Annotated in this window: 25 protein-coding genes; 10 read left to right on the forward strand and 15 right to left on the reverse strand. The window is 41.1% G+C overall.

Annotated features, from left to right (window positions below):
* Nucleotides 1–71: 71 nt before the first annotated feature.
* Nucleotides 72–293: a DUF2795 domain-containing protein gene (locus tag WG989_RS09680; RefSeq protein ID WP_129130154.1), complete on the reverse strand. Its 222-nt coding sequence runs from the start codon at nucleotides 291–293 to the stop codon at nucleotides 72–74.
* Between the two features lie 158 nt (nucleotides 294–451).
* Here WG989_RS09680 and WG989_RS09685 point away from each other — a divergent pair, with 158 nt between their 5' ends.
* Nucleotides 452–1,117 (forward strand): ABC transporter ATP-binding protein, encoded by a 666-nt coding sequence (locus tag WG989_RS09685; protein ID WP_340429038.1) that lies wholly within the window; start codon nucleotides 452–454, stop codon nucleotides 1,115–1,117.
* Nucleotides 1,118–1,218: 101 nt separating this feature from the next.
* Here the strand turns inward: WG989_RS09685 and WG989_RS09690 are convergent, their stop codons facing one another.
* The 5 genes from WG989_RS09690 to mgtE all read right to left on the reverse strand — a co-directional run bounded on the left by WG989_RS09690 (nucleotide 1,219) and on the right by mgtE (nucleotide 4,914).
* Entirely contained in the window at nucleotides 1,219–1,779 is a 561-nt protein-coding gene (locus WG989_RS09690) for a cob(I)yrinic acid a,c-diamide adenosyltransferase (protein WP_340429039.1), read from the reverse strand.
* Between the two features lie 103 nt (nucleotides 1,780–1,882).
* Entirely contained in the window at nucleotides 1,883–2,584 is a 702-nt protein-coding gene (locus WG989_RS09695; protein ID WP_340429041.1) for an ABC transporter ATP-binding protein, read from the reverse strand.
* A 16-nt stretch (nucleotides 2,585–2,600) separates the two neighbouring features.
* Nucleotides 2,601–2,891 carry an Asp-tRNA(Asn)/Glu-tRNA(Gln) amidotransferase subunit GatC gene (gatC, locus tag WG989_RS09700; RefSeq protein WP_340429043.1) on the reverse strand — a complete coding sequence of 97 codons (291 nt, stop codon included), beginning with the start codon at nucleotides 2,889–2,891 and terminating at the stop codon, nucleotides 2,601–2,603.
* A 59-nt stretch (nucleotides 2,892–2,950) separates the two neighbouring features.
* Complete coding sequence (locus WG989_RS09705) at nucleotides 2,951–3,496, reverse strand: DUF1003 domain-containing protein (RefSeq protein WP_340429045.1); 546 nt, start codon at nucleotides 3,494–3,496, stop codon at nucleotides 2,951–2,953.
* A 26-nt stretch (nucleotides 3,497–3,522) separates the two neighbouring features.
* A complete protein-coding gene (mgtE, locus tag WG989_RS09710) occupies nucleotides 3,523–4,914 on the reverse strand; it encodes a magnesium transporter (protein ID WP_340429047.1) in 1,392 nt (463 codons plus the stop codon).
* A 99-nt stretch (nucleotides 4,915–5,013) separates the two neighbouring features.
* On the opposite strand from mgtE, the gene WG989_RS09715 reads away from it, so the two are divergent.
* Nucleotides 5,014–5,400 carry an SET domain-containing protein gene (locus tag WG989_RS09715; protein ID WP_340429048.1) on the forward strand — a complete coding sequence of 129 codons (387 nt, stop codon included), beginning with the start codon at nucleotides 5,014–5,016 and terminating at the stop codon, nucleotides 5,398–5,400.
* Between the two features lie 168 nt (nucleotides 5,401–5,568).
* Nucleotides 5,569–6,918: a T9SS type A sorting domain-containing protein gene (locus tag WG989_RS09720; RefSeq protein ID WP_340429050.1), complete on the forward strand. Its 1,350-nt coding sequence runs from the start codon at nucleotides 5,569–5,571 to the stop codon at nucleotides 6,916–6,918.
* 3 nt (nucleotides 6,919–6,921) lie between these two features.
* Here WG989_RS09720 and WG989_RS09725 read toward each other — a convergent pair whose 3' ends face one another.
* Together WG989_RS09725 and WG989_RS09730 are read right to left on the reverse strand one after the other, a co-directional pair.
* Nucleotides 6,922–7,590 (reverse strand): DNA alkylation repair protein, encoded by a 669-nt coding sequence (locus tag WG989_RS09725; protein ID WP_340429052.1) that lies wholly within the window; start codon nucleotides 7,588–7,590, stop codon nucleotides 6,922–6,924.
* Between the two features lie 9 nt (nucleotides 7,591–7,599).
* Nucleotides 7,600–9,495 (reverse strand): gamma-glutamyltransferase family protein, encoded by a 1,896-nt coding sequence (locus WG989_RS09730; RefSeq protein WP_340429054.1) that lies wholly within the window; start codon nucleotides 9,493–9,495, stop codon nucleotides 7,600–7,602.
* Nucleotides 9,496–9,695: 200 nt separating this feature from the next.
* Here WG989_RS09730 and WG989_RS09735 point away from each other — a divergent pair, with 200 nt between their 5' ends.
* On the forward strand, nucleotides 9,696–10,331 hold the full coding sequence (locus WG989_RS09735) for an MCP four helix bundle domain-containing protein (RefSeq protein ID WP_340429056.1): 636 nt from the start codon (nucleotides 9,696–9,698) through the stop codon (nucleotides 10,329–10,331).
* 149 nt (nucleotides 10,332–10,480) lie between these two features.
* On the opposite strand, the gene WG989_RS09740 is transcribed toward WG989_RS09735, so the two are convergent.
* Together WG989_RS09740 and WG989_RS09745 are read right to left on the reverse strand one after the other, a co-directional pair.
* On the reverse strand, nucleotides 10,481–10,963 hold the full coding sequence (locus tag WG989_RS09740) for a nucleoside deaminase (RefSeq protein ID WP_340429057.1): 483 nt from the start codon (nucleotides 10,961–10,963) through the stop codon (nucleotides 10,481–10,483).
* 106 nt (nucleotides 10,964–11,069) lie between these two features.
* Nucleotides 11,070–13,340: an aconitate hydratase gene (locus tag WG989_RS09745; RefSeq protein ID WP_340429058.1), complete on the reverse strand. Its 2,271-nt coding sequence runs from the start codon at nucleotides 13,338–13,340 to the stop codon at nucleotides 11,070–11,072.
* A 197-nt stretch (nucleotides 13,341–13,537) separates the two neighbouring features.
* Here WG989_RS09745 and WG989_RS09750 point away from each other — a divergent pair, with 197 nt between their 5' ends.
* The 3 genes from WG989_RS09750 (at nucleotide 13,538) to WG989_RS09760 (ending at nucleotide 15,823) form a co-directional block, all read left to right on the forward strand.
* Entirely contained in the window at nucleotides 13,538–13,756 is a 219-nt protein-coding gene (locus WG989_RS09750) for a PspC family transcriptional regulator (RefSeq protein ID WP_340429060.1), read from the forward strand.
* A gap of 99 nt (nucleotides 13,757–13,855) precedes the next feature.
* A complete protein-coding gene (locus WG989_RS09755; RefSeq protein WP_340429062.1) occupies nucleotides 13,856–14,806 on the forward strand; it encodes a helix-turn-helix domain-containing protein in 951 nt (316 codons plus the stop codon).
* Between the two features lie 30 nt (nucleotides 14,807–14,836).
* Nucleotides 14,837–15,823: a helix-turn-helix transcriptional regulator gene (locus WG989_RS09760; protein WP_340429063.1), complete on the forward strand. Its 987-nt coding sequence runs from the start codon at nucleotides 14,837–14,839 to the stop codon at nucleotides 15,821–15,823.
* A gap of 299 nt (nucleotides 15,824–16,122) precedes the next feature.
* Here WG989_RS09760 and WG989_RS09765 read toward each other — a convergent pair whose 3' ends face one another.
* Both WG989_RS09765 and kdsA read right to left on the reverse strand, forming a co-directional pair.
* On the reverse strand, nucleotides 16,123–16,908 hold the full coding sequence (locus tag WG989_RS09765; protein ID WP_340429064.1) for a hypothetical protein: 786 nt from the start codon (nucleotides 16,906–16,908) through the stop codon (nucleotides 16,123–16,125).
* A 79-nt stretch (nucleotides 16,909–16,987) separates the two neighbouring features.
* Nucleotides 16,988–17,806 carry a 3-deoxy-8-phosphooctulonate synthase gene (gene kdsA / locus WG989_RS09770; RefSeq protein WP_324228230.1) on the reverse strand — a complete coding sequence of 273 codons (819 nt, stop codon included), beginning with the start codon at nucleotides 17,804–17,806 and terminating at the stop codon, nucleotides 16,988–16,990.
* A 231-nt stretch (nucleotides 17,807–18,037) separates the two neighbouring features.
* On the opposite strand from kdsA, the gene WG989_RS09775 reads away from it, so the two are divergent.
* The 3 genes from WG989_RS09775 to WG989_RS09785 all read left to right on the forward strand — a co-directional run bounded on the left by WG989_RS09775 (nucleotide 18,038) and on the right by WG989_RS09785 (nucleotide 21,694).
* On the forward strand, nucleotides 18,038–18,976 hold the full coding sequence (locus tag WG989_RS09775) for an L-threonine 3-dehydrogenase (RefSeq protein WP_340429067.1): 939 nt from the start codon (nucleotides 18,038–18,040) through the stop codon (nucleotides 18,974–18,976).
* 118 nt (nucleotides 18,977–19,094) lie between these two features.
* Nucleotides 19,095–20,330 carry a TlpA disulfide reductase family protein gene (locus tag WG989_RS09780; protein ID WP_340429069.1) on the forward strand — a complete coding sequence of 412 codons (1,236 nt, stop codon included), beginning with the start codon at nucleotides 19,095–19,097 and terminating at the stop codon, nucleotides 20,328–20,330.
* A 131-nt stretch (nucleotides 20,331–20,461) separates the two neighbouring features.
* Nucleotides 20,462–21,694: an isocitrate dehydrogenase (NADP(+)) gene (locus tag WG989_RS09785; protein WP_340429071.1), complete on the forward strand. Its 1,233-nt coding sequence runs from the start codon at nucleotides 20,462–20,464 to the stop codon at nucleotides 21,692–21,694.
* 150 nt (nucleotides 21,695–21,844) lie between these two features.
* On the opposite strand, the gene WG989_RS09790 is transcribed toward WG989_RS09785, so the two are convergent.
* The 3 genes from WG989_RS09790 to WG989_RS09800 all read right to left on the reverse strand — a co-directional run bounded on the left by WG989_RS09790 (nucleotide 21,845) and on the right by WG989_RS09800 (nucleotide 23,695).
* The gene (locus WG989_RS09790; RefSeq protein WP_340429073.1) at nucleotides 21,845–22,327 is read right to left on the reverse strand and encodes a YdeI/OmpD-associated family protein; all 483 of its coding nucleotides are present in this window, start codon (nucleotides 22,325–22,327) and stop codon (nucleotides 21,845–21,847) included.
* 31 nt (nucleotides 22,328–22,358) lie between these two features.
* Nucleotides 22,359–23,282: a metallophosphoesterase family protein gene (locus tag WG989_RS09795; protein WP_340429075.1), complete on the reverse strand. Its 924-nt coding sequence runs from the start codon at nucleotides 23,280–23,282 to the stop codon at nucleotides 22,359–22,361.
* Between the two features lie 98 nt (nucleotides 23,283–23,380).
* Nucleotides 23,381–23,695, reverse strand: a complete 315-nt coding sequence (locus WG989_RS09800) for a hypothetical protein (protein ID WP_340429076.1) — start codon at nucleotides 23,693–23,695, stop codon at nucleotides 23,381–23,383.
* Nucleotides 23,696–23,779 lie beyond the last annotated feature (84 nt).

Below are 23,779 nucleotides of genomic sequence, written 5' to 3' on the forward strand. Positions count from 1 at the left end.
ACAAACCCCGCCGTTGAAGGCAGGGTTCAATGTATTTCACTCACAGCTAAAAGCTCGTAGCTCACAGCTTCTTAATACTCATCTTCATTAAAAAAGAAATCTTCCTGGCTCGGGTAATCCGGCCAGATGTCATCAATGCTTTCATAAATTTCGCCCTCGTCGTCCAGTTCCTGTAAATTCTCCACTACTTCAATGGGAGCACCACTGCGAATAGAATAATCGATCAGTTCGTCCTTGGTAGCAGGCCAGGGAGCATCTTCGAGGTACGAGGCTAATTCAAGTGTCCAGAACATAAGGAAAACCCTTTAATTTTCCGCAAAAGTAACTTTCCTGCGGAAATAACCAAATCTGCTTTGTTAAGGCTGTGAATAAACTGTTTTTCAGATTTTTAGCTTTTGGCGCTGCTGCATCAAAATGCAAAGCCTTAGGTTTGTAAAACGGAGAACAAACTATGCTAAGTTGTAAACAGATCACCAAACGTTATGGCAGCCTGGAAGTGTTGAAGGGCGTGGATTTGCAGATTGAAAAAGGCGAAATTGTGAGTCTTGTAGGCAGCAGCGGCGCCGGCAAAAGCACTTTGCTGCACATCCTCGGCACATTGGATGAAGCGGATGGGGGACAGGTTTGGCTGAATAATGTGCAAATGAACCAGTTGAAAGGAAATCAACTGGCATCGTTCCGAAACAAACATATTGGCTTTGTTTTCCAGTTTCATCATTTATTGCCGGAGTTTACAGCTTTGGAAAATGTTTGTATTCCCGGATGGCTGGGCAACCGCAAAAAGAAAGAAGTGGAAGAACGGGCAAAAGAATTGTTGAAAATGCTGGGCCTTGAAAGCCGCGTGGAAAACAAACCCTCGGAACTTTCGGGCGGAGAGCAGCAACGGGTGGCAGTAGCACGTGCTTTGATCAACAACCCTGACATTATCATGGCCGATGAGCCAACCGGCAATTTAGACAGTACGCATGCCCGTGAGTTACACCAACTGTTTTTTGATTTGCGTAAACAATTCAATCAAACGTTTTTAATTGTAACGCATAACGAAGAGTTAGCTGCTCAGTGCGACAGAACTGTGCATATGAAAGATGGGAGAATAGTTGTTGGAGCTACGAATTAAGAAGAACGAGGTAAGAAGTACAACTTCTTCGGAGCACTTTAGTTATTGATGATGGTAGCGTCGCTACTTTGTACTTTCAACTTTTCACTTTCCACTTTTCTTCAAACTCTCGGCTTCCACGGGATTTCTTCTACACCCAATTGATGACCGGTATAACGGGCAAGTACAAATAAATAATCACTAAGGCGATTAATGTATTTGATCACAAGCGGTTCAACAAACATTTCTTCCTGTTGCATGTGTACGCATAAACGTTCGCAGCGGCGGCATACACAACGGGCTACGTGCATTGTACTTACAGAAACATGTCCGCCCGGTAAAACAAAGAATTTCATAGGCGGAATAGCGTCATTCATTTTATCCATTTCCTTTTCAAGCAAGGCCACATCTTTTTCTTTGAGATCAGGAATTTTCATCTTCGGTTCTTTCTCCGGATCACATGCAAGAGACGAACCAATGGTAAACAAACGATCTTGTATTTCCTTCAAAACAGCTTTTGTATGAATGTCGCTTACATGATCGGTAACAAGACCAATGTAAGAATTCAACTCGTCAACAGTGCCATAGGTTTCAATACGTATATGACTTTTGGGCACTTTGGTTCCGCCAATTAAACTTGTTTTGCCAAGGTCACCTGTTTTGGTATATATTTTTGATGCCATATAGTTATTTCAATTCTGCTGTTAACAAAAGTAGACTCCAAAAGGTTGTAAATAAAAAAGGAGAGTTAAAAACTCTCCACATTTTCATTTCAAAAAAAGATTCTTACCGGGCAACCAATTGCTCTTGCAACATATCCGTTTCAACCAGTCCATCACGCAAACGCACAACACGTTTGGCATAATGTGCAATATCTTCTTCGTGTGTAACAAGTACAACGGTATTGCCAAGCTTGTGAATATCTGTAATAAGCCCCATAATTTCAACCGATGTTTTTGAATCAAGATTACCCGTTGGTTCATCGGCAAGAATAATAGAAGGATTATTCACCAACGCACGGGCAATGGCCACACGTTGAATTTGTCCACCACTTAATTCATTTGGTTTGTGATGCGATCGATCAGCGAGATTTACTTTCTCTAACATTTCCAATGCACGTTCTGTACGTTCTTTTTTGGGTACCCCTGCATAGATCAATGGCAACGCCACATTTTCCAATGCAGATAAGCGTGGCAGGAGGTTGAATTGTTGAAACACAAACCCGATCTCCTGGTTTCTGATCTCGGCCAGTTCATTATCGTTCATTTGGCTCACATCATTTCCATTCAATACATATTTACCATCGCTCAATGTATCTAAACATCCGAGGATATTCATCAAGGTACTTTTACCGGAACCCGATGGGCCCATCAACGCCACAAATTCATTTTTTTGAATGTCAAGGTCAATGCCTTTTAGCACCGGTAATTCCTGCTTGCCGAGATAATAACTTTTACGGAGTTGTTCGAGGTGAATAACAGATTGCATAATGTTGAATATAGAATTATTTTTTGATCACTTTTGGTACCATAAAGAAGCTGTTGTTTTTGAGTTGTGCATTTTGTAATGCTTCTTCTCTTGAAACAGAACCTTTTACTTCATCGGGCCGAAGCACATTGATCTCTTCTGTTAAATGCATGAGCGGTTCAATGCCTGTTGTGTCGAGTTCCTGCAGCTTTTCAATAAAACCGATCATCTGTTGCAGATCATCCCGCAGCTTGTCTTTTTCATCCGGCTTAATTTCAAGGCGGGCCAGCAAGCTGAGTTTATCAATTAACGCATGGTTTACTTCCATCGGTCAAAAATAAGCAAATTGCGTGGTGATGAATTTATTTTAGATGAACGGACAAGCGGTTATTCCTGCTTTTGAGTTGAGGAATGGATCTGCTTCAACAACTCTAACTGTTGCTGCTGAATTTCAAACAACGTTTTTAATTGTTCTTCGATCACCAGGTCGAATTTTTGGTGAAGACTACGAATCTCCAGTTCAGCTTTCAGGTTGATGAGATAATCGTTTTGAGCCCGTTGCCTGTCTTTTTCTTCCTGCCGGTTTTGGCTCATCATAATAATGGGTGCCTGCAAAGCTGCAATGCAGGATAACACAAGATTCATCAGAATAAAAGGATAAGGGTCAAACGTTTCGCCCGCCGGCAACAAACTGTTTAGCACGATCCAGCTGATCAGTACCACAAAAAACAGAATGATGAACATCCAGCTGCCTCCGAACCGGGCGATTTTATCCGATAAACTTTGTCCGGCTGTAAGATTTTCTTCGGGCGGATGCATCAGGTTGTTGATGATGAGTTCTTCATCTTTCATTGTTTGTTTTACAATACTGTGCAGTTTGCTGAGATGTTCGTTTTCAATCGAGAACAATTGATCATAATCTTTGGTATCCATAAAACGTAATTAAGCAAGTTCAATTTTTACAACAACACGCCATTCAAAAACAGGTATGCCATTGAAAAATAGATCAAGAGCCCTGTTACATCTACTAATGTTGCTACAAAAGGGGTAGAAGAAGTGGCAGGATCTGCTCCGAACTTCTTCAGCAACAATGGTAACATAGAGCCCATTAAAGTGCCCCACAGCACAATACCAATAAGTGAGCAGCCTACCGTTAAACCAATCCGCAGTGAATGATCGCCAAATGTTGTACTGAAAGAGCTCCAGATAAAGATCATAGTCAATGCAATGATGCAAAGTGATGTTCCCAGTAATAAACCGGATGCAATTTCACGCTTCATGATGCGCCACCAATCAGCAATGCTGATTTCACCCAATGCCATGGCTTGTATAATGAGGGTAGATGTTTGCGATCCGCTGTTTCCACCGCTGGAAATAATGAGGGGAATAAATGTCGCAAGTATTACCACTTTCGCAATTTCGTCCTGGTAGCCCTGCATAGCCGAAATAGTGAGCAGCTCTCCAAAAAACAATATGATGAGCCATACCACCCGTTTCTGAAATAATTTGAAGATCGGGATCTCAATATAAGGTTCATCGAGTGCGGCGGTACCTCCCATTTTCTGCATGTCTTCACTAAACTCTTCATTGGCTACCCACAATACGTCATCAATGGTAACAATGCCCAATAGCTTATTGGTATTACTTACCACCGGCAGTGCATCCCGGTTATTCATTTTAAACGCTTCGTTAGCAGTTTCCTGATCGTCAAAAACATTGAGTGCAATGAAGCGTCCATCAATTAGTTCTTCCACCCGTTTATCAGGTGCAGCCAGAATAATATCACGGATGCGGATGTCATCGATCAATTCACCTTTTTCATTAATGATGTACAGAACGTTGATGGTTTCACTGTCTTTCCCATATTTACGGATGGTATCAAATACTTCAACAACAGTATTGTGCGGATAGATATACACATAATCCGGCGTCATCAAACGGCCCATACTGTTTTCAGGATAACCCAGAAGCGACAGGGTGATCTTCCGTTCTTCTGGGTTCAGCAATTTGATTAGCTCACGTACAACACTACTTGGTAATTCTTCGAGGAAGGATGTACGATCATCCGCAGGGAGCTCATTCAACAGCTCGGCTGTTTTGAAAGGCGGCAGTTCTTTAATGATCTGTTTTTGAGTAGGCAGATCAAGGATTTTAAACACACTCACCGCCCTGTGTACGCTCATATTGGCCAGCATCTGGCTTTCATAATCGGGAAATTCGTACACCAGTTCGGCCACATCGCTGATGTTCTGGTTATTGAGGAACTCCTGGATTTCCAATTTATCTTCACGTACCATTAAGGCTTCAAACTGCTCCTTTAATGATACTTCCTGTTCCAGTTCAAGACTCATAATTCAACTGTTTTTTGTAAGATAGATGCTTGATTTCTGCAATTTGGCTAAAGTTAGTTTCTTTGACTGAAAGAGCACTTCTCCATTAAAAACTTCATGATGCGTTTACCTTGTTTATTTATTGCAGAAACAGAACAGAAAGGCCGGGCTGTGTTTACGAATGAGGCATTGGAAGCAGGCACGTTGCTGGAAACAGCACCGGTGATCGTGATGACGGGCGAAGAGCGCAAACTGATCGACCAAACCCGACTGCACGATTATATTTTTGTGTGGGGCGATGATAATGATCAATGTGCGATGGCGCTTGGCTGGATTTCGGTGTACAACCATTCTTACCAGAGCAATGCAGAGTATTACATGGATTTTGAAACTGAGCAGATGTTTGTAAAAACCGTTTGGCCCATTGCAGCAGGTGAAGAGGTGACGATCAATTACAACGGAACCTGGAACGATGAAACAAAAGTTTGGTTTGATGTAGTAGGCTGAAATGCGCTGCTGTCGTAGATTTACGTATGCCTGATTCATAAAATAGTTATGATTAAAGTTGCTTTCTTGCAGAATGGATGCTACTTTTGCCCTACAACTTCCTTGAAAAAACCGCACCTTTAATCTCCCTCACCTACGGAAACCAGTTAACAATTTAAACTATTCTATATGATTAGAAAGTTACTCTTGTTGCTGGTTGTTACAACAATCCTGCAAAACACATCTTACGGACAACAAGCTGATATTTTAGCAAATGCTTTTTATGACAACGCCAATAATCGTGTTGTGGTGCGATTAGCGATCAGAAATAATACAGCAACTATTACCAACTTTGAAATTGTAGGTATATGCATTGGATTGCAATACCATTCTCCAAAAGTTTCATTCGCTGGTTATAAAAGCTACTTTTATAATAATGGCAATCAATCTTCGTCATTGAACGATGCTAGTTTTTTAGCTCCGACGTTTGGAGCGGATTCAGGACCTAATCCATTTTTATACATAGGTCCTGACCCTGGCAATGGTTCTGTTTTAGGAGTGGGGATCAAAGGGGGTAGTACAAACCAAACAAGAGACGCACCCGTTGCGACAGGTGGAACAAAAACAATGCAAATGCGTTTTTTTCAAAGATCAACCAGTAGTTGTACAGAAATATGGCCGGTCCCTCCACATACGTACCGATTGATGGTTGACTTTTATTTTACGTTGGTAAACATTGCAGACATATCCTATTACAAGTTAAATCAACCGGGTTATGGGTTTGATACCGACGAGTTTATTGCACAAGGATTGAGTGGTCATAGTGAGACATTAAAAGATAATCATAAGGATATAGCGATTGTGTTGATACGAAACGCAAATCCTGAAAACGCTTACCAACCTTTTGACTTAAGTAACTGCAATGGTTCAAATGTGAACCCAGTAACTATTGAAAAGGACTCCACGGTGAAATTTATTACCCCAATTAACGGTATTCTTGCTGGTAAAGCAATTGAAGCTAATGTACAGGATAAAGACAATCACGTTTTGGTACAATGGAAATCTGAGTACAATCAATTGGTAGATTACTTCGAAGTGCAACGTAAAGACGGGAACGGCGAATTTAAAACCGTCGGATTAGTAATGGGCAAAGAGGGCACCGAGGCTGTTCAATACGAATTCAAGGATAAAATTACAGCACGGGATATTGAACCATCATACAGGATCAAAGTGATCAATAACGATAAAGTGATTACTTACAGCGATGTTAGAAAAATACGGTTAGGAAGCGAGCAAAATGTAACCGTTAAAGTATTCCCTAATCCAAGCAGTGAATCGTTACGCATTAATCTGCCGGTAAGCAATGGCATGTTTGTTTGCAGAATGTATAGTACAGAAGGACGTATGGTGCAAGTAACAAATGTATCAGCAGCAAACCCAACTGTGAATATTAAAACACTGCAAACAGGTTCTTACTTTATGGAATTGTATCAACCGCAAACGGGTAAGCGGTACTATACACAGTTCAGCAAACAATAAGTTTTAGATAATTATTCTTTTCAATGCTTCCCTTTCACTTAACGGTGAAAGGGAATGTTTTTTTACAAATGCCTGTACCCATGTTGCAGCGGTTTTGGAATATTCACGTAATGCCCAACCAATGGCCTTCTGAATAAAAAACTCCTTTGATTTTTTTAGCTGAAGAATGTGTTTTGAAAGTAGGGCTGTATCAGTTTGTTCTTTATACGCTTTCTGAAACATAATACTGCTGCGTTGTAACCAGATATTCTTACTCTTGTTCCACTTGGTTGTGATCTTTACTTGTTGCTCCGGAAATTTTTGAAAATAAGGTCCGGTTAAAGAACTGGCTGCGTGATCAACTGTTTCCCACCAGCTTTTGTGTGTAAGGATGTATTCGATCATATCAATCGTTTCTTTCTTCCATTCTTTTTGATAGCAGGCCAGTAATTCTATTGCAACATATTGCATCTCCCGTTTGGGATGTTGCCAACAGTCTTTAATGATTGCTTGAAGTCTTTCAAACGCTGGTAACGACTGTTTAAAATATTCTTTGCTGAGTTTTCGCCAAACAGGAGCTTTTAAACCATAAAAGTCAAATTGGTTTAGCATATATGCTTTCATACCCTGCGCATGAACAGGATTTGCTTCCTGTTCAAACTGTTTTATCAAAGGAATAAGATATGCGTGCATTTGTTTTATTTACCAACCAATGCCATAGTCTTCTCCATGATTACTGCTGCCACCCCAAAAACTTTTGTGTTTCCAATCAAACCAAATCGCATTGATTGGGCCACTTGTTCTGTCCTCAAAAAAGAGTGTATAACCCATTTTTCGTAGTTCTTTTCTCACCCATTCGGAAGTATTGGTATGTAATAACAAATGTCCGGGTTTCGGTTTTCGGTCTTCTGTTTTACTTCCACCTAGTGATAACCAAAGTTGGTTGCTGTTAATGTTTGCTGCTTCACATGCTTCCTGCACGTTCATGCCAAATTCAACGATGTTTAAAAAGAACTGCAATAAATTTTGATCCTGCGTATCGCCTCCCTGTACAGCAAATGATAAATACGGCTTTCCATCTTTCAATGCCATGGTTGGAGTTAATGTTACTCTGGGGCGTTTGCCTGGTTCAATTACATTGAATGGATTGAGTGCAGGATCAAGTACAAAACTTTGTCCACGCTGACTCATACCTACACCTGTATTACCAGCAATGGTTGCCGGCAACCATCCACCCGACGGCGTAATGGAAACAACCCAGCCTTCTGCATCGGCTGCTTCAACTGTAGTTGTTCCTCTCCATAAACGGTCCATGTATTCAGCATCGGCAGCGGCCACAGCTTCATTTCGGACATCATGTGCAGGGGCAAAATTTCGTGTTTGTATTGATGTTGTATCCATATTGAATCCACGTTTCTTCAACACATCCATAAATGGATTTGTTTTTCCTTCAAACGGATATGGATCGCCCGGACCAATGTTTGGCATATTCCGTTCCATTGAAATTTGCTTTGCTCTGTATTTTGCATATTCTTTACTTAACAAACCTTGCATTGGCTCAGCAGGAGGAAAGGCAGGGTCGCCATAATAAAAATCACGGTCGGCAAATGTCATATTCATGGTTTGGTAAACAGTATGAATATATTTTGCACTGTTATAACCCATGCTCTTCAAATCAAAATTCTCAAGGATGTTTAAACTCTGTAATAACATCGGTCCTTGCGTCCATTGCTGCAGTTTATAAACTTCAATGCCTTTGTAATTAACGTGCATGGGTTCTTCTTCAAGCGGCTTCCAGTTGGCCAGATCATTCATTGTAATTAAACCGCCTTGTTCCTGGCAACCACGCACAAATTCTTTGGCAATATCACCTTTGTAAAACCGATCATACGCCGCCATTATCGCTTCTTTTCTGCTCTTGCCTTTTTTTAATGCGTCTTGCTCCGCCTGTACCATTTTGGTAAGCGTTTCCAACAGATCTTTTTGAACAAAAATTTCACCCGCTTCAGGTGCTTCCCGTTTTTCACCAAGATGTGGAAGAAAAACTTTTTTACTGTACGGCCATTGTTTGATGCGTTCTTTTCCACGCTCCATGCTGTTGGCAGTTTGCGCTTCAATGGGATAACCTGCCGCTAACTCCATTGCAGGCGCCAACACTTCTTTCAAACTCATGGTACCGTAATTCGCCAACATATGACAGATGCCACCTGGTGTGCCTGGCGTAACCGCTGCTAACGGCCCATACTCCGGCGGGAAATTATAACCTTTGCTTTTATAAAATTCTGCAGTAGCGCCCGTTGGTGCAACACCCAATGCATTGATGCCAATTACTTTTCCGGTTTTTGGATTGTAAATAAGTGCCTGCGTTTCGCCTCCCCAACTCAGCACATCCCACATGGTACATGTGGCCGCCAACATAGCGCATGCAGCATCAACTGCATTGCCACCTTTCTGAAACACCATACTGCCGGCAGTTGCAGCTAACGGTTTACCTGTAATAGCCATCCAGTTTTTGCCGTGTAGAACCGGCTTTTGTGTTTGCTGTGCAAAGCTGCATTGTGCCGAAACGGCAACTGCTAAAAGAAGAAGGAGTCTCATGCTGAAGAATTTAATACTTAAAGTTAGGGATAGAATAAGTTTATCGATGATGATTGGATGAACGGCTGCAATACCAGACCAGGTGGTGATGACAAATAGCAGAAATAATTACTGCGATCAGTTTGCCTGAAACCGGCTTTGCGGACTTTTATTCGTAAATTGAAGAAGTTGATTGCTTGCAAATAAATAAAAGTGTGACTATGAAATGGATCGTATCACTGAAAGAAAAAAAGAAAGCAGCCGTAGCGCTGTTTGTTGTGCTGGCAGTAATTCTTTTGAACATGTTTTTTAACAGCAAGGATTATGATAAGCTTGATAGAAACATGTCATCGATCTATAACGATCGATTGATGCCTGCCGGTTATCTGTTTCAGATCAGCGATCACCTGTATCAGAAACAATTGCTGCATATGGATGAACGAATTCCTGCAACTGACCTGAAGCAACAATTACAGCAACATGATCTCTCAATAGCAAAACTTGTAAAGGCATACGAAGCAACCTACCTTACCGCAGCCGAAAAACAACATTGGAATAAGTTGTTACAAAGTATGGCAGCATACCAACTTGCTGAAGATAAAGAGGTGGAGTTACAAACTAAAGTAATGGAGGCAAGTTTTATTAATGCCCAGTTGGCGTTGAATCAACTGAATACCATACAGGCAACAGAGGGTAGCTTGTTGCAACGAAGTTCAAAAGCAATTATCAGTGAAACGGTGTTGCACACTTATCTTGAAATTACCATGATCATTGTGCTGGCGGTGATTGTATTATCGTTGTTGGCTGGAAGAGAAAATCCATTTTTCCCGATCGAACAAAAACATATCCTCAATTAATGGGTTTACCTTTTTGTTAGGTGTTTAAATTCATGGACGTTTTATTACCTCGAAAATTATTTTGTCCATTTTCGGCGGGTGGTTGATATCGAAACCATCTTTTGCTCATCACTCATTCTCCAATAAAGTTGCTCATTGCTTTTATAGCTTCAATATTTCATCTTTAACGGACTTGTTTTCCATTTCTCAAATGCAATCAATGCTTCTTCACGTAACAATTGTTGAGTGGTAAGTTTTCTTCCGGTATGTGAAAGGTCGATCTCATCATAAATAAATTTATCATCAAAGTCAGCAGATGCTGCATCTTCTTTTGTGTTGGCAAAATAAATTTTTGCAGCCCGTGCCCAATAGATGGCACCGAGGCACATGGGGCAGGGTTCGCAACTGCAATAAATTTCACATCCATCTAATTGAAAGGAATGTAATGTTGAACATGCCTTTCGGATAGCTACTACTTCAGCATGAGCAGTAGGATCTTTACTGCTGGTAACTTCATTTACACCACTTGCTATGATCTTACCATCTTTTACAATCACAGCTGCAAAAGGACCGCCTTTTCCGCTCTCAACGTTGTCAATGGAAAGCCGGATAGCTTCACGCATAAAATCTTCTTTAGTTACAAATTGAGACATCGCTTTTTATTAAAGTTGTTCAGATAAAAAATCCCCCGTTTCAAAACGGGGGATTTAATTTTATTATCGTTCAGGTCGCTTTAAGCGCTCCGGCCGGAATCAATGATTATCCTTTTGCAAATTCTGCTCTGATTACGTTCAACGCACCACCTGCTTTAAACCATTCGATCTGCTGCGCATTGTAGCTGTGGTTAACAGTAATGGTTTCACTGCTTCCATCAGCATGATTCAATACCAACTCTAATGGCACTCCAGGAGTGAATGAAGTTAAACCTATCACATCAATGCTGTCATCTTCAAGGATCTTATCGTAATCTTCTTTGTTCGCAAAAGTCAACGCCAACATACCTTGCTTCTTCAGGTTTGTTTCGTGAATACGTGCAAATGATTTCACCAATACCACACGTACACCCAAATGACGAGGCTCCATTGCTGCATGTTCACGACTTGAACCTTCACCATAGTTTTCATCACCCACTACAATTGATCCAACACCGGCTGCTTTGTAAGCACGTTGTGTATTTGGTACCGTACCGTATTCGCTGGTCAACTGATTTTTTACGCTATCAGTTTTTTCATTGAAGAAATTGGTAGCACCAATCAACAGGTTGTTACTGATATTATCTAAGTGTCCACGGAATTTCAACCATGGGCCTGCCATTGAAATATGATCAGTAGTACATTTCCCTTTTGCTTTGATGAGGAGTTTCAATCCTTTGATATCAACACCTTCCCATGCAGAGAACGGATATAATAATTGCAGACGTTTGCTATCTGATTTCACATCTAATACAACAGTGCTTCCATCTTCAGCAGGAGCCTGGTAACCGGCATCTTCAACCGCAAATCCTTTAGTTGGCAATTCATCACCACTTGGAGGATCGAGTTTTACCTGCTCACCTTTATCATTGGTTAATGTATCAGTAAGCGGGTTAAATGTAAGATCACCTGCAATTGCCAATGCCGTTACCAATTCAGGACTTGCAACAAACGCCAATGTGTTTGGATTGCCGTCAGCACGTTTTGCAAAGTTTCTATTGAATGAATGAACGATGGTATTGCGTTCTGCTTTTTCAGCACCAACCCTGTCCCACATACCAATACAAGGTCCGCATGCATTTGCAAATACAGTCGCACCAATTTTTTCAAACACACCTAAGTAACCATCACGCTCAATGGTATAACGAACGAGCTCGCTACCTGGAGTGATCGTGAATTCAGATTTCAACTTCAATCCTTTATCACTTACCTGTTCTGCAAGACTTACTGCACGGCTGATGTCTTCGTAAGAAGAGTTGGTACAGCTGCCAATTAAACCCACTTCAATTTTTGTAGGCCATCCGTTTTTAGCAGCAGCTTCTTTCATTTGAGAAATTGGTGTTGCTAAATCCGGAGTGAAAGGCCCGTTCAAGTGCGGTTCCAATTCACTGAGGTTGATCTCAATTACTTTATCGAAATATTTTTCAGGGTTTGCATATACATCAGCATCGCCTGTTAAATAATCCTTGATTTTATCTGCTGCATCAGCAACTTCTGCACGACCGGTTGCTTTCAGGTAACGGCTCATGCTTTCATCGTAACCGAATGTTGAAGTGGTAGCGCCAATTTCAGCACCCATATTACAAATGGTTCCTTTACCAGTACAGCTCATGCTTGTTGCACCTTCTCCAAAATATTCAACAATTGCATTCGTACCACCTTTTACAGTTAAGATACCAGCCACTTTCAGAATTACATCTTTTGGAGCTGTCCAGCCATTAAGTTTGCCGGTTAACTTAACGCCGATCAATTTCGGCATCAACAATTCCCAGCTAAGGCCGGCCATAACATCACAAGCATCAGCACCACCTACACCAATCGCCACCATACCCAAACCACCGGCATTTACCGTATGGCTATCGGTACCAATCATCATACCACCCGGGAATGCATAGTTTTCCAAAACTACCTGGTGTATGATACCGGCACCCGGTTTCCAGAATCCAATGCCATATTTATTTGAGATCGATGAAAGGAAGTTGTACACCTCTTCATTATCAGTGACAGCTTTTACCAGGTCTTCTTTCCCTTCTGTTTTTGCAACGATCAGGTGATCGCAATGCACAGTTGAAGGAACTGCTACTTTTTTACGCCCCGTTGTGTCAAACTGCAGCAAGGCCATTTGAGCTGTTGCATCCTGCATTGCCACACGATCGGGTGCAAAATCAACATACGCTTTTCCACGCTCGAAATCCTGTACATCTACTCCCTTCCACAAATGGGAGAACAATATTTTTTCTGCCAATGTTAACGGGCGGCCCAGTGCGTTACGGGCAGCATCCACTTTGGCAGGCATTTCACTATACAATTTTTTGATGAGGTCTAAATCAAATGCCATGTGTAAGAATTTAAGATTTTTCGAAATATTCACTGCAGATTAAAGGGGTGCCCGGTTGATAGTTGGCTGGTCTGTAAGCCGCAGTTGCAATTCTGTAATTGATTGGGGTGCGAATTTACCGATTTATCAGGAACTTTTTGAACCAAGTGGGCGAAAGAATTGTATAATAAAGTAATTTCACAGTATAAATGAAAAGCATGGGTCGTTTACGTCATCTTATTGAGTGGAATGTGTTTGGGGTTTGCAGCTGGCTGGGCGAACGCATGGGGATTGCTACAAGTACCATCCGTAAATACTTTATCTATATCTCCTTCCTCACCATGGGGTCACCTCTGATCATCTATTTCTTTGTTGCTTTCTGGATGAACATCCGCCAATACATTTGGTTCAGAAAACGAAATCCCTTACGTTATTAAAATAACCAGGATCATTGTATTTGCGATTTCCTTTGTTTAATTTGAGGGAGTAAGCCGATCATGTTCTCATTTGAGTATATACATTCCAGTTACAGCGATATGATCAGGGATCTTGCGGCACAACTGCAGGTAAAACTCAAGGACAACTGGTTATTTTTTCCTGAAGAAATTGCAAGTGGATATTACAGAGTATTGCAATTATCAAACGGACTGGATGTAAATATTGTGAATTGCCGGATCAACACGGATTGGTTTTTGAAACGTAAAGGCGACAAGGAAGAATATTACACGCTTCGATTTGATGAATTAACGGTTGAAAAGGAGATCAGCATTGGCATTGATACAGATGTGGTGGAAAAGAAAAAAGAAACCATTGCTGTTGCCTACCTTACCAGTTCCCTGTTCGATTGGTACTATCATGGTACCAAGGGTACACATTTTAAAGGCGTTAATATTTTAATTCCGAAAGAATGGCTGGGTAAGTTAATGGGCATTGAAATCTTTGATGATATACTGCCGGCTTACATTGCATTGAAAAGCCGCAGTTTTACAATGGAACCGCTGGATGCGGTCTATTATAAACTGATGCGTGAGATCATGGATGAAGAACCGGATGCCGCCTTTCCTCATCTCTATATTGAAAACAGGGTGCAGTTGTTGATGGAGCGTTTTTTTACACGCATCCATTCACGTGTTTCACTGGCCGATGTACAAAGTAATATCAAACCCGATGATATCTATACCGTACTGGAAATTGAAAAATTGCTGGTTGAAAATTTTTCGCACAAACCCAGATCCATCGAAGAACTTTCCCGCAAAGCAACCATGAGTTCTACCAAACTGAAAAAGATTTTTAAATCTGTTTTTGGTGTGCCTATTTACGAATACTACCAACAAAAACGTATGGAACGTGCCGGCGAATTGCTGGCAACCGGTAAGTATTCGGTAAAGCAGGTAGCAGGCATTATTGGTTACAGTAACATGAGCAATTTTACCACAGCGTTCAGAAAGTACATGAAGCAGGAACCATCTGAGTTTAGTGCGAACTGAAAACTGTATACACGTATTTAATTTTTTTCTGTGATCACGTTACAGTTAAAACATACCAGCTATTCAGCAGTATTGCAAAGTATTTCGCAACAATTGAATGTTGATGTGAAAGATGGATATCTGTATTTGCCTTCAACTGCAGGCGATGGATATTTACAGGTAGTGGAGCTTCCCAATGGATTAGAAGCATTGCTGTCTGATATCCGATACAAAACAGATGTTACTTATAAACGGGAAAAAACGGATGATTATTTCTGTATTCTTCATTTTAATGATGTTGAGATAAGCGACCCCCTTCATTTTATACGAAACGGGAAACAACTGTTCGACAAAAGTGTAAGAAGGGCAGGAGTGGCCATGAGTTCCAGTGCAAATGATATAAGTATTACGGTAAAGGCCAATACAAAAGCAAAGAGCATAAACATTTTGCTGCCCGGCAAATGGATCAATGAAAATCTCAATAAGTATAACGAGTTGCAGGTACTGTCACGTTACAATTCGCTACGTAATACGTTAACGCATCCTGAGCCTTTTGATGCGCAAAACAGAATTTTGTTTGATGAGGTGTTTCAACCCGAACAGGGAAACCCGTTGCATACAATGATCGTTAAGAACCGTATCATGTTGCTGTTAGAACATTTCCTGTCGAAGATCTACCGGAAAATGCAGCAGGAAACCGATGTACCTCCCCGCAAGATCAAGGCAACGGATATGAGTAAGTTGATGGAAATTGAATCGTTGCTGGTAAGCGATTTCAGCAAACCTCCCCCTACCATAGTATCGTTAGCAGCACGAACCGGCATGAGTGTATCAAAACTAAAATCTGCCTATAAGCGGGTGTACGGCACGGGTATTTATGAATATTTCCAGAAGAACCGTATGCAAAAAGCACGCTCAATGTTGCTCACCGGCCAATACAATGTAAAAGAAGTGGGTACACAACTGGGCTATACCAACCTCAGTAACTTTTCACTGGCGTTCAGAAAGGAATTCGGGATACTTCCCAGCCAGGTATAGAAATTTTATTTCATTTATTATTATTTTTCTTACATTTAAAGAACAACTCAAGCGAAGGCTTCTAACCTCCTGTTACAACATCCGGTTCGTTTTTAATTCTTGCATCCTCTGAGCCCCAATCCCACACACTGTAAAGCGTTTCATAGTTGCATATGAATCATTCCTGTCTGTCCATGTAATGCCCATGCGTTACAGGAAACCTTTGTCGTTGCATCCTGATGAAGACGCAAGTTTATCCATCCCCCACAAAAAAGAGGCTCTTGCATAAGAGCCTCAATTTTTTTATTCCGACGAGAAAATTATAAGTCAAAAAGAAGGCCCAACTTCACTTGCAGTTGTTGCAATGGACTGTTATAAAGCCGTGCCACTGTATGGTTGTGAATGCGGTTGGTATTGATATTTACAAATTGCATCGTCAACGGTTTACTATCGTCGGGTGCAGGTTGTGTTGCAATGGGTTCTTCCAGCTGCTTTACATTTACATAATCAATTCGTCCACCGTGGATGCGTGTAACAGAAAGGTTCAATGATGTGCCACTTTGTTGACTGCATTTACTGCGTGTGCCAAGCTTCATTAACAAGCCTGCACCGTAGCCCCATACCATTGTGCCTTTGCGATAGGTTACTTCATTTTCAAGTGGTGCACAATCGTCACGATTATTTTCATCATACACATTAATGCGTACTCTGGTGCCTAAGGATTGACGTCCGCCCAACATTTGTACATACGGCGTAATGTTTTTATTCTTCACGAGCTCATACCGCAAATTGAGATGATTAAAGCTGGCGAAGTTGATATAGTTCACCGGGTACTCAGCGGCGGTGCTCATATCTTCATTCTGAAAGCTCTGTGTTACTTTTTGTTTGCCGTAACGGCCGTTTCCTGTTTCAAACGAAGCCACAAATTGTTTTCCTGCAAACGGGAGTCGGTACCCCACCTGGAAGTTAAAGCCATGTGCCGGACTTATGTTTTCAGCCATATTGCCGAGCGGCGTTTGATTGCTGTAACCAAATCCCAATTCTAATTGTGCAAATGATGTAAGGTACAGGCAGGAGCCTGTAATGATGAGTAAAGTTTTTTTCATATAAAGAGCTTTTGATGCTCTTTAAAGTTCGTGAAACTTATTGTTAAATAAAAGCTGAAAATGAGAACGGCAACAAAAATTAAATTGCTTTTCTGAGCTTCACTAATTGCTCCAGTAAACCTTTCAGTTTATCTAGCTGTAACATATTTGCGCCATCGCTTTTTGCTACTGCAGGGTTGGGGTGTGTTTCAATAAACAATCCATCAACACCTGTTGCAATGGCGGCTTTGGCAATAGTGCCGATGAGTTGAGGATTACCTCCGGTAACGCCGGTTGTTTGGTTGGGTTGCTGCAATGAATGTGTGCAATCCATGATCACCGGAACATTCAATTCTTTCATCCAGGTAATGTTGCGGTAGTCAACCACCAGATCAGTATAACCAAATGTGTTTCCTCTTTCAGTAAGCATGATATTATTATTGCCTGCTTTGCGGATCTTCTCAACTGCAAACTTCATCGAAGGTCCACTCAGGAACTGACCTTTTTTTACGTTCACTATTTTTCCTGTTTCTGCAGCCGCTTCCAACAGATCGGTTTGGCGGCAAAGAAATGCAGGTATCTGTAAAATATCAATATAAGGAGAAGCCATTGCAGCTTCTTCATGTGCATGAATATCTGATGTTGCGGGGAGGTTATATTTCTTTCTTACTTTATCAATCAAACTCAAACCTGTATCATCGCCTAAGCCCGTGAACGAAGCGGCACTTGTTCTGTTGGCTTTTCTGTAAGATGCTTTGAACACATAAGGAATGCCCAACTCTTTGCAAATAGTTGACACTTTATCTGCTACTTCCATCACCAGTTCTTCACTTTCAACTACACATGGTCCGGCAATGAGGAAAAAGTTTTTTTCGTCGTACGATTGGTTGGCAAACAGGTCTTTCAGAAATTGTTCCATGCGGCAAAGATAATGGGAAGTGGGAAGTTAGAAGTAGGAGGTACGAAGTACGGATGATCTCTGATGGATGATTTAGGATGGCTGATTTGTAAGGCAGTTAGCAACTCGGTATATTTTAATCAGGCAAATCAGTTTAATCTATCCAAACCATGATTCAGACAATTGCGCAAACGAATGAATGTTCGTCTATTTGTTTTTCCACCTAATTTTGGCACTCAATTGATTATTGCTATGGTAAAAGAAAAAATATTAGTGATTGGCGCTTCCGGTCAGATAGGTGTTGAGTTAACATTGGCACTGCGTAAACTGTATGGTAATGCAAATGTGATCGCTTCGGATCTGCGTGAGCAAAATCCTTTGCTTGAAGGCACAGGTCCTTACGTAAGTCTTGATGTCATGAACAAAGAGATGCTGCATGTGCAGGTCATCCGTCAAAACATCACACAGATCTATTTGCTGGCGGCAATTCTTTCGGCAACTGGTGAAAAAAATCCCAACCTCGCATGGAATCTCAACATGACAGGTTTATTGAATGTATTGGACATAGCACGTGAAGAAAAACTGCACAAGGTTTATTGGCCAAGCTCCATTGCGGTATTCGGTCCAACATCACCCAAACAAAATTGTCCGCAACAAACCATTATTGAGCCAACAACTGTTTACGGCATCAGCAAATATGCAGGAGAGTTTTGGTGCAACTATTATTTTCAACGCTATGGGGTTGATGTAAGAAGTCTGCGTTATCCCGGTTTGATCTCTTATAAATCGGCTCCCGGCGGCGGCACCACCGATTATGCGGTGGAAATTTTTCATGAAGCATTAGAAGAAAATAAATACGAATGCTTTTTACAGGAAGATACTTACCTGCCAATGATGTATATGCCCGATGCTATCCGTGCAACTATTGAGTTGATGGAAGCACCGGCAGAGAAGATCTCTATTCGCCATTCCTACAATATTTCTTCGATGAGTTTTTCGCCGAAGGAAATTGCTGCAGAAGTGGTGAAACATCGTCCGGGTTTTGAAATGACCTACAAACCCGATTACCGTCAGCAGATCGCCAACAGCTGGCCACAAAGCATTGATGACAGTGTTGCAAGAAGGGATTGGGGTTGGAAACACGACTATGAATTACCTGAGATGACAAAGGACATGTTTGAAAATTTATAAGAACCTTCACAGTTCTGCAAAGAAGCTGTCGGAGCCATGACCATATGAGAAAGCTGCAAGCCTTACCTTGCAGCTTCGTTTTTTAATGATAAGCATGAGCGAAAAATCTGGTATTTACATGAAGCAAGTTTTACTTTCAATAATAGTGGCTCTTTTTTTCAGTACAACAGTGTTTACTCAATCTACGAGCAAACTGCTCACAGGTTGGTATCGTGCTACTATTGTTCGTGAAGATGGTGCAGAAATTATTTTCAATGCAGAAGTGCAATTGAAGAATGGAAAACAGGTGATGTATATCCGCAATGCTGCAGAGCGTTTATTGGTGGATGATATTAAACTGAAAGGCGATTCCGTAAACATTGAAATGCCCTTCTTTGAATCATTCTTTCGCTTGCAAATACAGAAAGATGGAAAACTGGTTGGCAAGTGGTTTAAAGCAGGAAGTTTAAAACTGCTCGAGTTTCCCGTTGAGTTTGTGTATGGAAATAAAGAACGTTTCGCTGTAACAAAGGCTGCTACTGAAAACAGTACCGGTCGTTGGCAGGTTTCCTTTACAAGGCCCAATGGAACAGACCGCCCGGCCATTGCAGAGTTTCAACAAAAAGGTTCTGCATTAACCGGAACGTTTTTAACACCAAGCGGCGACTATCGTTTTTTAGAAGGCGTTGTAGATGGTGATAGTTTATTGCTGAGTTGTTTCGATGGTAGTCATGCCTATCTTTTTACTGCAACCATCAGCGGTAACGAAATAAAGAACGGTATATATTACAGCAGTGCTGTACCCGCTGAAAAATGGCGTGCAACAAAAAACGAAAAAGCGGTCTTACCCGATACTACGCAGACTACGGAGCTTAAGCCCGGAGAAAGCAAATTGAATTTCACGTTCAAAGATGTGAATGAAAAAAATATTTCCATCAATGATGCACGGTTTAAGAATAAAGTAGTGGTAATACAGATCATGGGAAGCTGGTGCCCCAACTGTATGGACGAAAGTAAATTCCTTAGCAGCTTTTACAAGGAATATAAAAACAAAGGAGTTGAAGTGATAGCACTGGCTTATGAATACAGTACCGATTTCAACCGTTCCAAAGCAAGTGTACAAAAGTTCATTAAACGCTTCGGTATTCAATATCCTGTGCTTATTACTCCCACAACTACAAGTGATGAACAACGGACAGAAAAAACATTACCGCAGCTAACTCCTATTCGTTCGTTTCCAACAACGATCTTTCTTTCAAAGAACGGGAACGTTGCCAAAATTCACCAAGGCTTCTATGGCCCGGGCACAGGCGATTTCTATACCGAGTATAAAGCTGAGTTTTATCGTACCATCCGCTCCTTACTGGCAGAATAACCGCTTACTTTTTCGTGTTACACAACTATCTTTGCTGACCCTGAAAAAACAGGGGCATCAACCACCTGCATGTAAAGGTTGCTGTGAACAATCATATTGTTTGAATTACTTAACATTTAAAGACTAAACTGATGGCAGCGAAAATTAAAGTAGCCAACCCGGTTGTTGAACTGGATGGTGATGAGATGACAAGGATCATCTGGAAATTTATTAAAGAGAAATTAATTCTTCCTTATCTCGAACTGGATATTAAATACTACGACCTTGGTGTTGAGTACAGAGATGAAACCAATGACCAGGTAACGATCGATGCTGCAAATGCAATTAAACAATATGGCGTTGGTATCAAATGCGCTACCATTACTCCAGATGAGCAACGTGTAGAAGAGTTTAAACTCAAACAAATGTGGAAGAGCCCGAACGGAACTATCCGCAACATCTTAGATGGTACAGTATTCCGTGAGCCGATCGTTATCAATAATATCCCACGTTTGGTTACAAACTGGACAGCACCCATCATTGTTGGTCGTCATGCATTTGGTGATCAATACCGTGCAACTGATACGGTGATCAAAGGCAAAGGAAAGTTAACCATGACCTTTACACCGGAAGGTGGTGGCGAACCACAAACTTTTGAAGTATATAATTTCAAAGGCGATGGTGTTGCAATGAGCATGTACAATACCGATGAAAGTATCATGGGTTTTGCACGCAGCTGTTTCAATATGGCGCTTAGCAAAAAATGGCCGTTGTATCTTTCTACAAAAAATACCATCCTGAAAAAATATGATGGACGTTTCAAAGATATTTTTGAAGAGATCTATCAAAACGAATTCAAAGCACAGTTTGTTGAAGCAGGCATCGTGTACGAACATCGTTTAATTGATGACATGGTTGCGAGTGCATTGAAATGGAACGGCAATTTTGTATGGGCTTGTAAGAACTATGATGGTGATGTACAAAGTGATACCGTTGCACAAGGTTTCGGTTCACTTGGTTTAATGACTTCTGTATTGGTTACACCTGATGGTAAAACAATGGAAGCAGAAGCTGCACATGGTACCGTAACACGTCACTACCGTGAGCACCAGAAAGGTCGTCCAACTTCTACAAATCCGATTGCATCTATTTTTGCATGGACACGTGGGTTGGCTTTCCGTGGCAAATTAGATGGCAACCAACCGTTGATCAATTTTGCAAATGCATTGGAAGCTGTTTGTATTGAAACAGTAGAAAGCGGTAAGATGACAAAAGATCTTGCTGTATGTGTGCATGGCAACAAAGTAAATCACGGCGATCATTATTTGTATACAGAAGAATTCCTGGATGCAATTGATGCAAACCTGAAAGCAAAGCTTGGTTAATCCTGAGTGATAGTCGAAATTCCGATCATTTGAAATAGAAATCCCTCAGCATTTGCTGAGGGATTTTTTTATTACAATCTGGACGGTTTCGCCGGCCTGAACGATTGGAACGGATAGATGGTTCAGGTCGCTTTTAGCGCCCCGACCCTATCAAAGCGACTCCCTGCCAACAAAACTTCCGTTGCCACTCAAAAAGTTGATGGCTCTTGTAATATTTCGTTCAACACTTGCTGCTGTTTTTAAATTGGAAATATAACGGATGATCTCCTGTTGACGGGATGCAGGTAGCTGTTTGAAATTTTTGTTTGCCGTTTTATTCTTTGCCAATGCTTTCTCAAGTCCTTCGTGCATATTTAATTTCCTGTCGGCGGGATCAAATGCAATACTGATGGATACGGTTTCACCAATTCGTTTCGGTGAATCTTTTAACATGATGGTGTTGATGTATAAGCGCCAATGCCCGGCATACTTTACCAATGTTTGTCGGTAAGGGGTTTTATTGATCACACCTTTTATTGGGATGGGTCCTTTTTCTTTGCCTGCTTCCTGCAAAACAGCAGCAAGTATTTTTTCAGGAACAAATACAAATGGGTTGATCCCGATCAGTTCAATGGTTGCTTTGAATTTCTGCATGCTTACTGGAAATGATCAACTGATTTTTTAGTTACGAAAGCTTCATCATTTTTCTGGCGAACGTTCCGTCATCATAAAAATCAAACACTGCATAGGCAGGTTCAAATTCCTGGAACGCACCTTTCCACCAATTGCCTGAAACGGCTCCGTTGCAAAAATATTTCACACCGAGATAATCCACCTCATCCTGTAAGTGAATATGACCGCTTAAGCAGACTTTAATATTGGGATTTCCCAGGAATAGTTTCTTCAACGCAAAAAAATCGGTGTGCATCAGGTTGCGTTGGATCTTCAGGTCGCCATTGGCTTCTGTTTTATTAAAGAATAAACCTGCACAAATTGATAAAATGGGGATGTGCGAAACAATACAGATGAATTTATCTTTTGCATTGTTCAGTTCCTGTTGCAGCCAATCCAGTTGCGCAGGATCAACATAAGCAATATAGCCGCCCGCAGGATTTAGTTGTGTACTGTCAAGTATAATAAACTGCCATTTGTTTTTTGTAAAGCTATAATAGCGTTTTGGCAACGCCAATGTTTCAACCACCCATTGTTTGCCATACAGCTTATCTGCTTCGGGCCGGTCGTTTTTAATGAACCAGCCCCACACATCGTGGTTGCCGATACAATGATAAACCGGCAGACTGTTTTCTTTCTTCAGGATCGAGTGAAACAGATCCCATTGTGTTTTTGTTTTTTGTTTATCTGCATCCAGTGAATCCATAATGGAGTCACCGCCATTGATAATAAAATCAACTTTTTCTTTTAATGATTGCACATGTTGAAACGCTTTTGCCATACCTGCTTCAGCAACAGCATCAGGTTTTACATGAATATCGGTGACATAGGCAAAGCGTATCTTACCTGTTTTACTGTTTTCTGCTGAGCTGTGAAAAGGCAGGAGACTGCTGCCAACAAGTGCAGCGGATGTTTGTAAAAAATCACTTCGTTTCATGAGCGGTTTTCTTTGCTAAAAAGTACAAAAAAGATTTGAGGGATGTACGGATAAATTTATAAAGCTTCTTCTGCCGAATTTTTCGTTGCATCGCATTTTCAACCCGGCACAGCAGGTGTTTCAATGATCAAATTGCCGGTGCTTTTGGTAAATGTAATATTCAAATAAACGGTTCGTTCTTTTTTTGAAGAGGAGTGCAGGTATTCAAATTTATCCATGCTGATCGTAGCTGCCAATTCGTTGTACAGTTGGTCTATGTTGATTTCGCCCACTTCAATCGTCATTGTTAACGAAATATCAGAAAAGAGTTTGAAATCGACGATGTCACCATGCGTTGCTACCACCGTTTTTATTGTGTTGATGGATGCATGTCGTTCTTCGTTGGTGTAGCCTGTCCAAAAAATATTTCCCATTAGTTGTAACCTGGTAGTTGATGAATATTCTCAGCAATGTTTCTGCCCGCAAAGCATAAGTTATTTGTAAAGAAAATGTCGCAG

This window comes from Lacibacter sp. H407, assembly GCF_037892605.1.
Taxonomy (GTDB): domain Bacteria; phylum Bacteroidota; class Bacteroidia; order Chitinophagales; family Chitinophagaceae; genus Lacibacter.

Coding starts and splice junctions, on each gene's coding strand:
- WG989_RS09680 (WP_129130154.1), bottom strand. CDS start 293: ATGTTCTGGACACTTGAATTAGCCTCGTACCTCGAAGATGCTCCCTGG.
- WG989_RS09685 (WP_340429038.1), top strand. CDS start 452: ATGCTAAGTTGTAAACAGATCACCAAACGTTATGGCAGCCTGGAAGTG.
- WG989_RS09690 (WP_340429039.1), bottom strand. CDS start 1,779: ATGGCATCAAAAATATATACCAAAACAGGTGACCTTGGCAAAACAAGT.
- WG989_RS09695 (WP_340429041.1), bottom strand. CDS start 2,584: ATGCAATCTGTTATTCACCTCGAACAACTCCGTAAAAGTTATTATCTC.
- gatC (WP_340429043.1), bottom strand. CDS start 2,891: ATGGAAGTAAACCATGCGTTAATTGATAAACTCAGCTTGCTGGCCCGC.
- WG989_RS09705 (WP_340429045.1), bottom strand. CDS start 3,496: ATGGATACCAAAGATTATGATCAATTGTTCTCGATTGAAAACGAACAT.
- mgtE (WP_340429047.1), bottom strand. CDS start 4,914: ATGAGTCTTGAACTGGAACAGGAAGTATCATTAAAGGAGCAGTTTGAA.
- WG989_RS09715 (WP_340429048.1), top strand. CDS start 5,014: ATGCGTTTACCTTGTTTATTTATTGCAGAAACAGAACAGAAAGGCCGG.
- WG989_RS09720 (WP_340429050.1), top strand. CDS start 5,569: ATGATTAGAAAGTTACTCTTGTTGCTGGTTGTTACAACAATCCTGCAA.
- WG989_RS09725 (WP_340429052.1), bottom strand. CDS start 7,590: ATGCACGCATATCTTATTCCTTTGATAAAACAGTTTGAACAGGAAGCA.
- WG989_RS09730 (WP_340429054.1), bottom strand. CDS start 9,495: ATGAGACTCCTTCTTCTTTTAGCAGTTGCCGTTTCGGCACAATGCAGC.
- WG989_RS09735 (WP_340429056.1), top strand. CDS start 9,696: ATGAAATGGATCGTATCACTGAAAGAAAAAAAGAAAGCAGCCGTAGCG.
- WG989_RS09740 (WP_340429057.1), bottom strand. CDS start 10,963: ATGTCTCAATTTGTAACTAAAGAAGATTTTATGCGTGAAGCTATCCGG.
- WG989_RS09745 (WP_340429058.1), bottom strand. CDS start 13,340: ATGGCATTTGATTTAGACCTCATCAAAAAATTGTATAGTGAAATGCCT.
- WG989_RS09750 (WP_340429060.1), top strand. CDS start 13,538: ATGGGTCGTTTACGTCATCTTATTGAGTGGAATGTGTTTGGGGTTTGC.
- WG989_RS09755 (WP_340429062.1), top strand. CDS start 13,856: ATGATCAGGGATCTTGCGGCACAACTGCAGGTAAAACTCAAGGACAAC.
- WG989_RS09765 (WP_340429064.1), bottom strand. CDS start 16,908: ATGAAAAAAACTTTACTCATCATTACAGGCTCCTGCCTGTACCTTACA.
- kdsA (WP_324228230.1), bottom strand. CDS start 17,806: ATGGAACAATTTCTGAAAGACCTGTTTGCCAACCAATCGTACGACGAA.
- WG989_RS09775 (WP_340429067.1), top strand. CDS start 18,038: ATGGTAAAAGAAAAAATATTAGTGATTGGCGCTTCCGGTCAGATAGGT.
- WG989_RS09780 (WP_340429069.1), top strand. CDS start 19,095: ATGAAGCAAGTTTTACTTTCAATAATAGTGGCTCTTTTTTTCAGTACA.
- WG989_RS09785 (WP_340429071.1), top strand. CDS start 20,462: ATGGCAGCGAAAATTAAAGTAGCCAACCCGGTTGTTGAACTGGATGGT.
- WG989_RS09790 (WP_340429073.1), bottom strand. CDS start 22,327: ATGCAGAAATTCAAAGCAACCATTGAACTGATCGGGATCAACCCATTT.
- WG989_RS09795 (WP_340429075.1), bottom strand. CDS start 23,282: ATGAAACGAAGTGATTTTTTACAAACATCCGCTGCACTTGTTGGCAGC.
- WG989_RS09800 (WP_340429076.1), bottom strand. CDS start 23,695: ATGGGAAATATTTTTTGGACAGGCTACACCAACGAAGAACGACATGCA.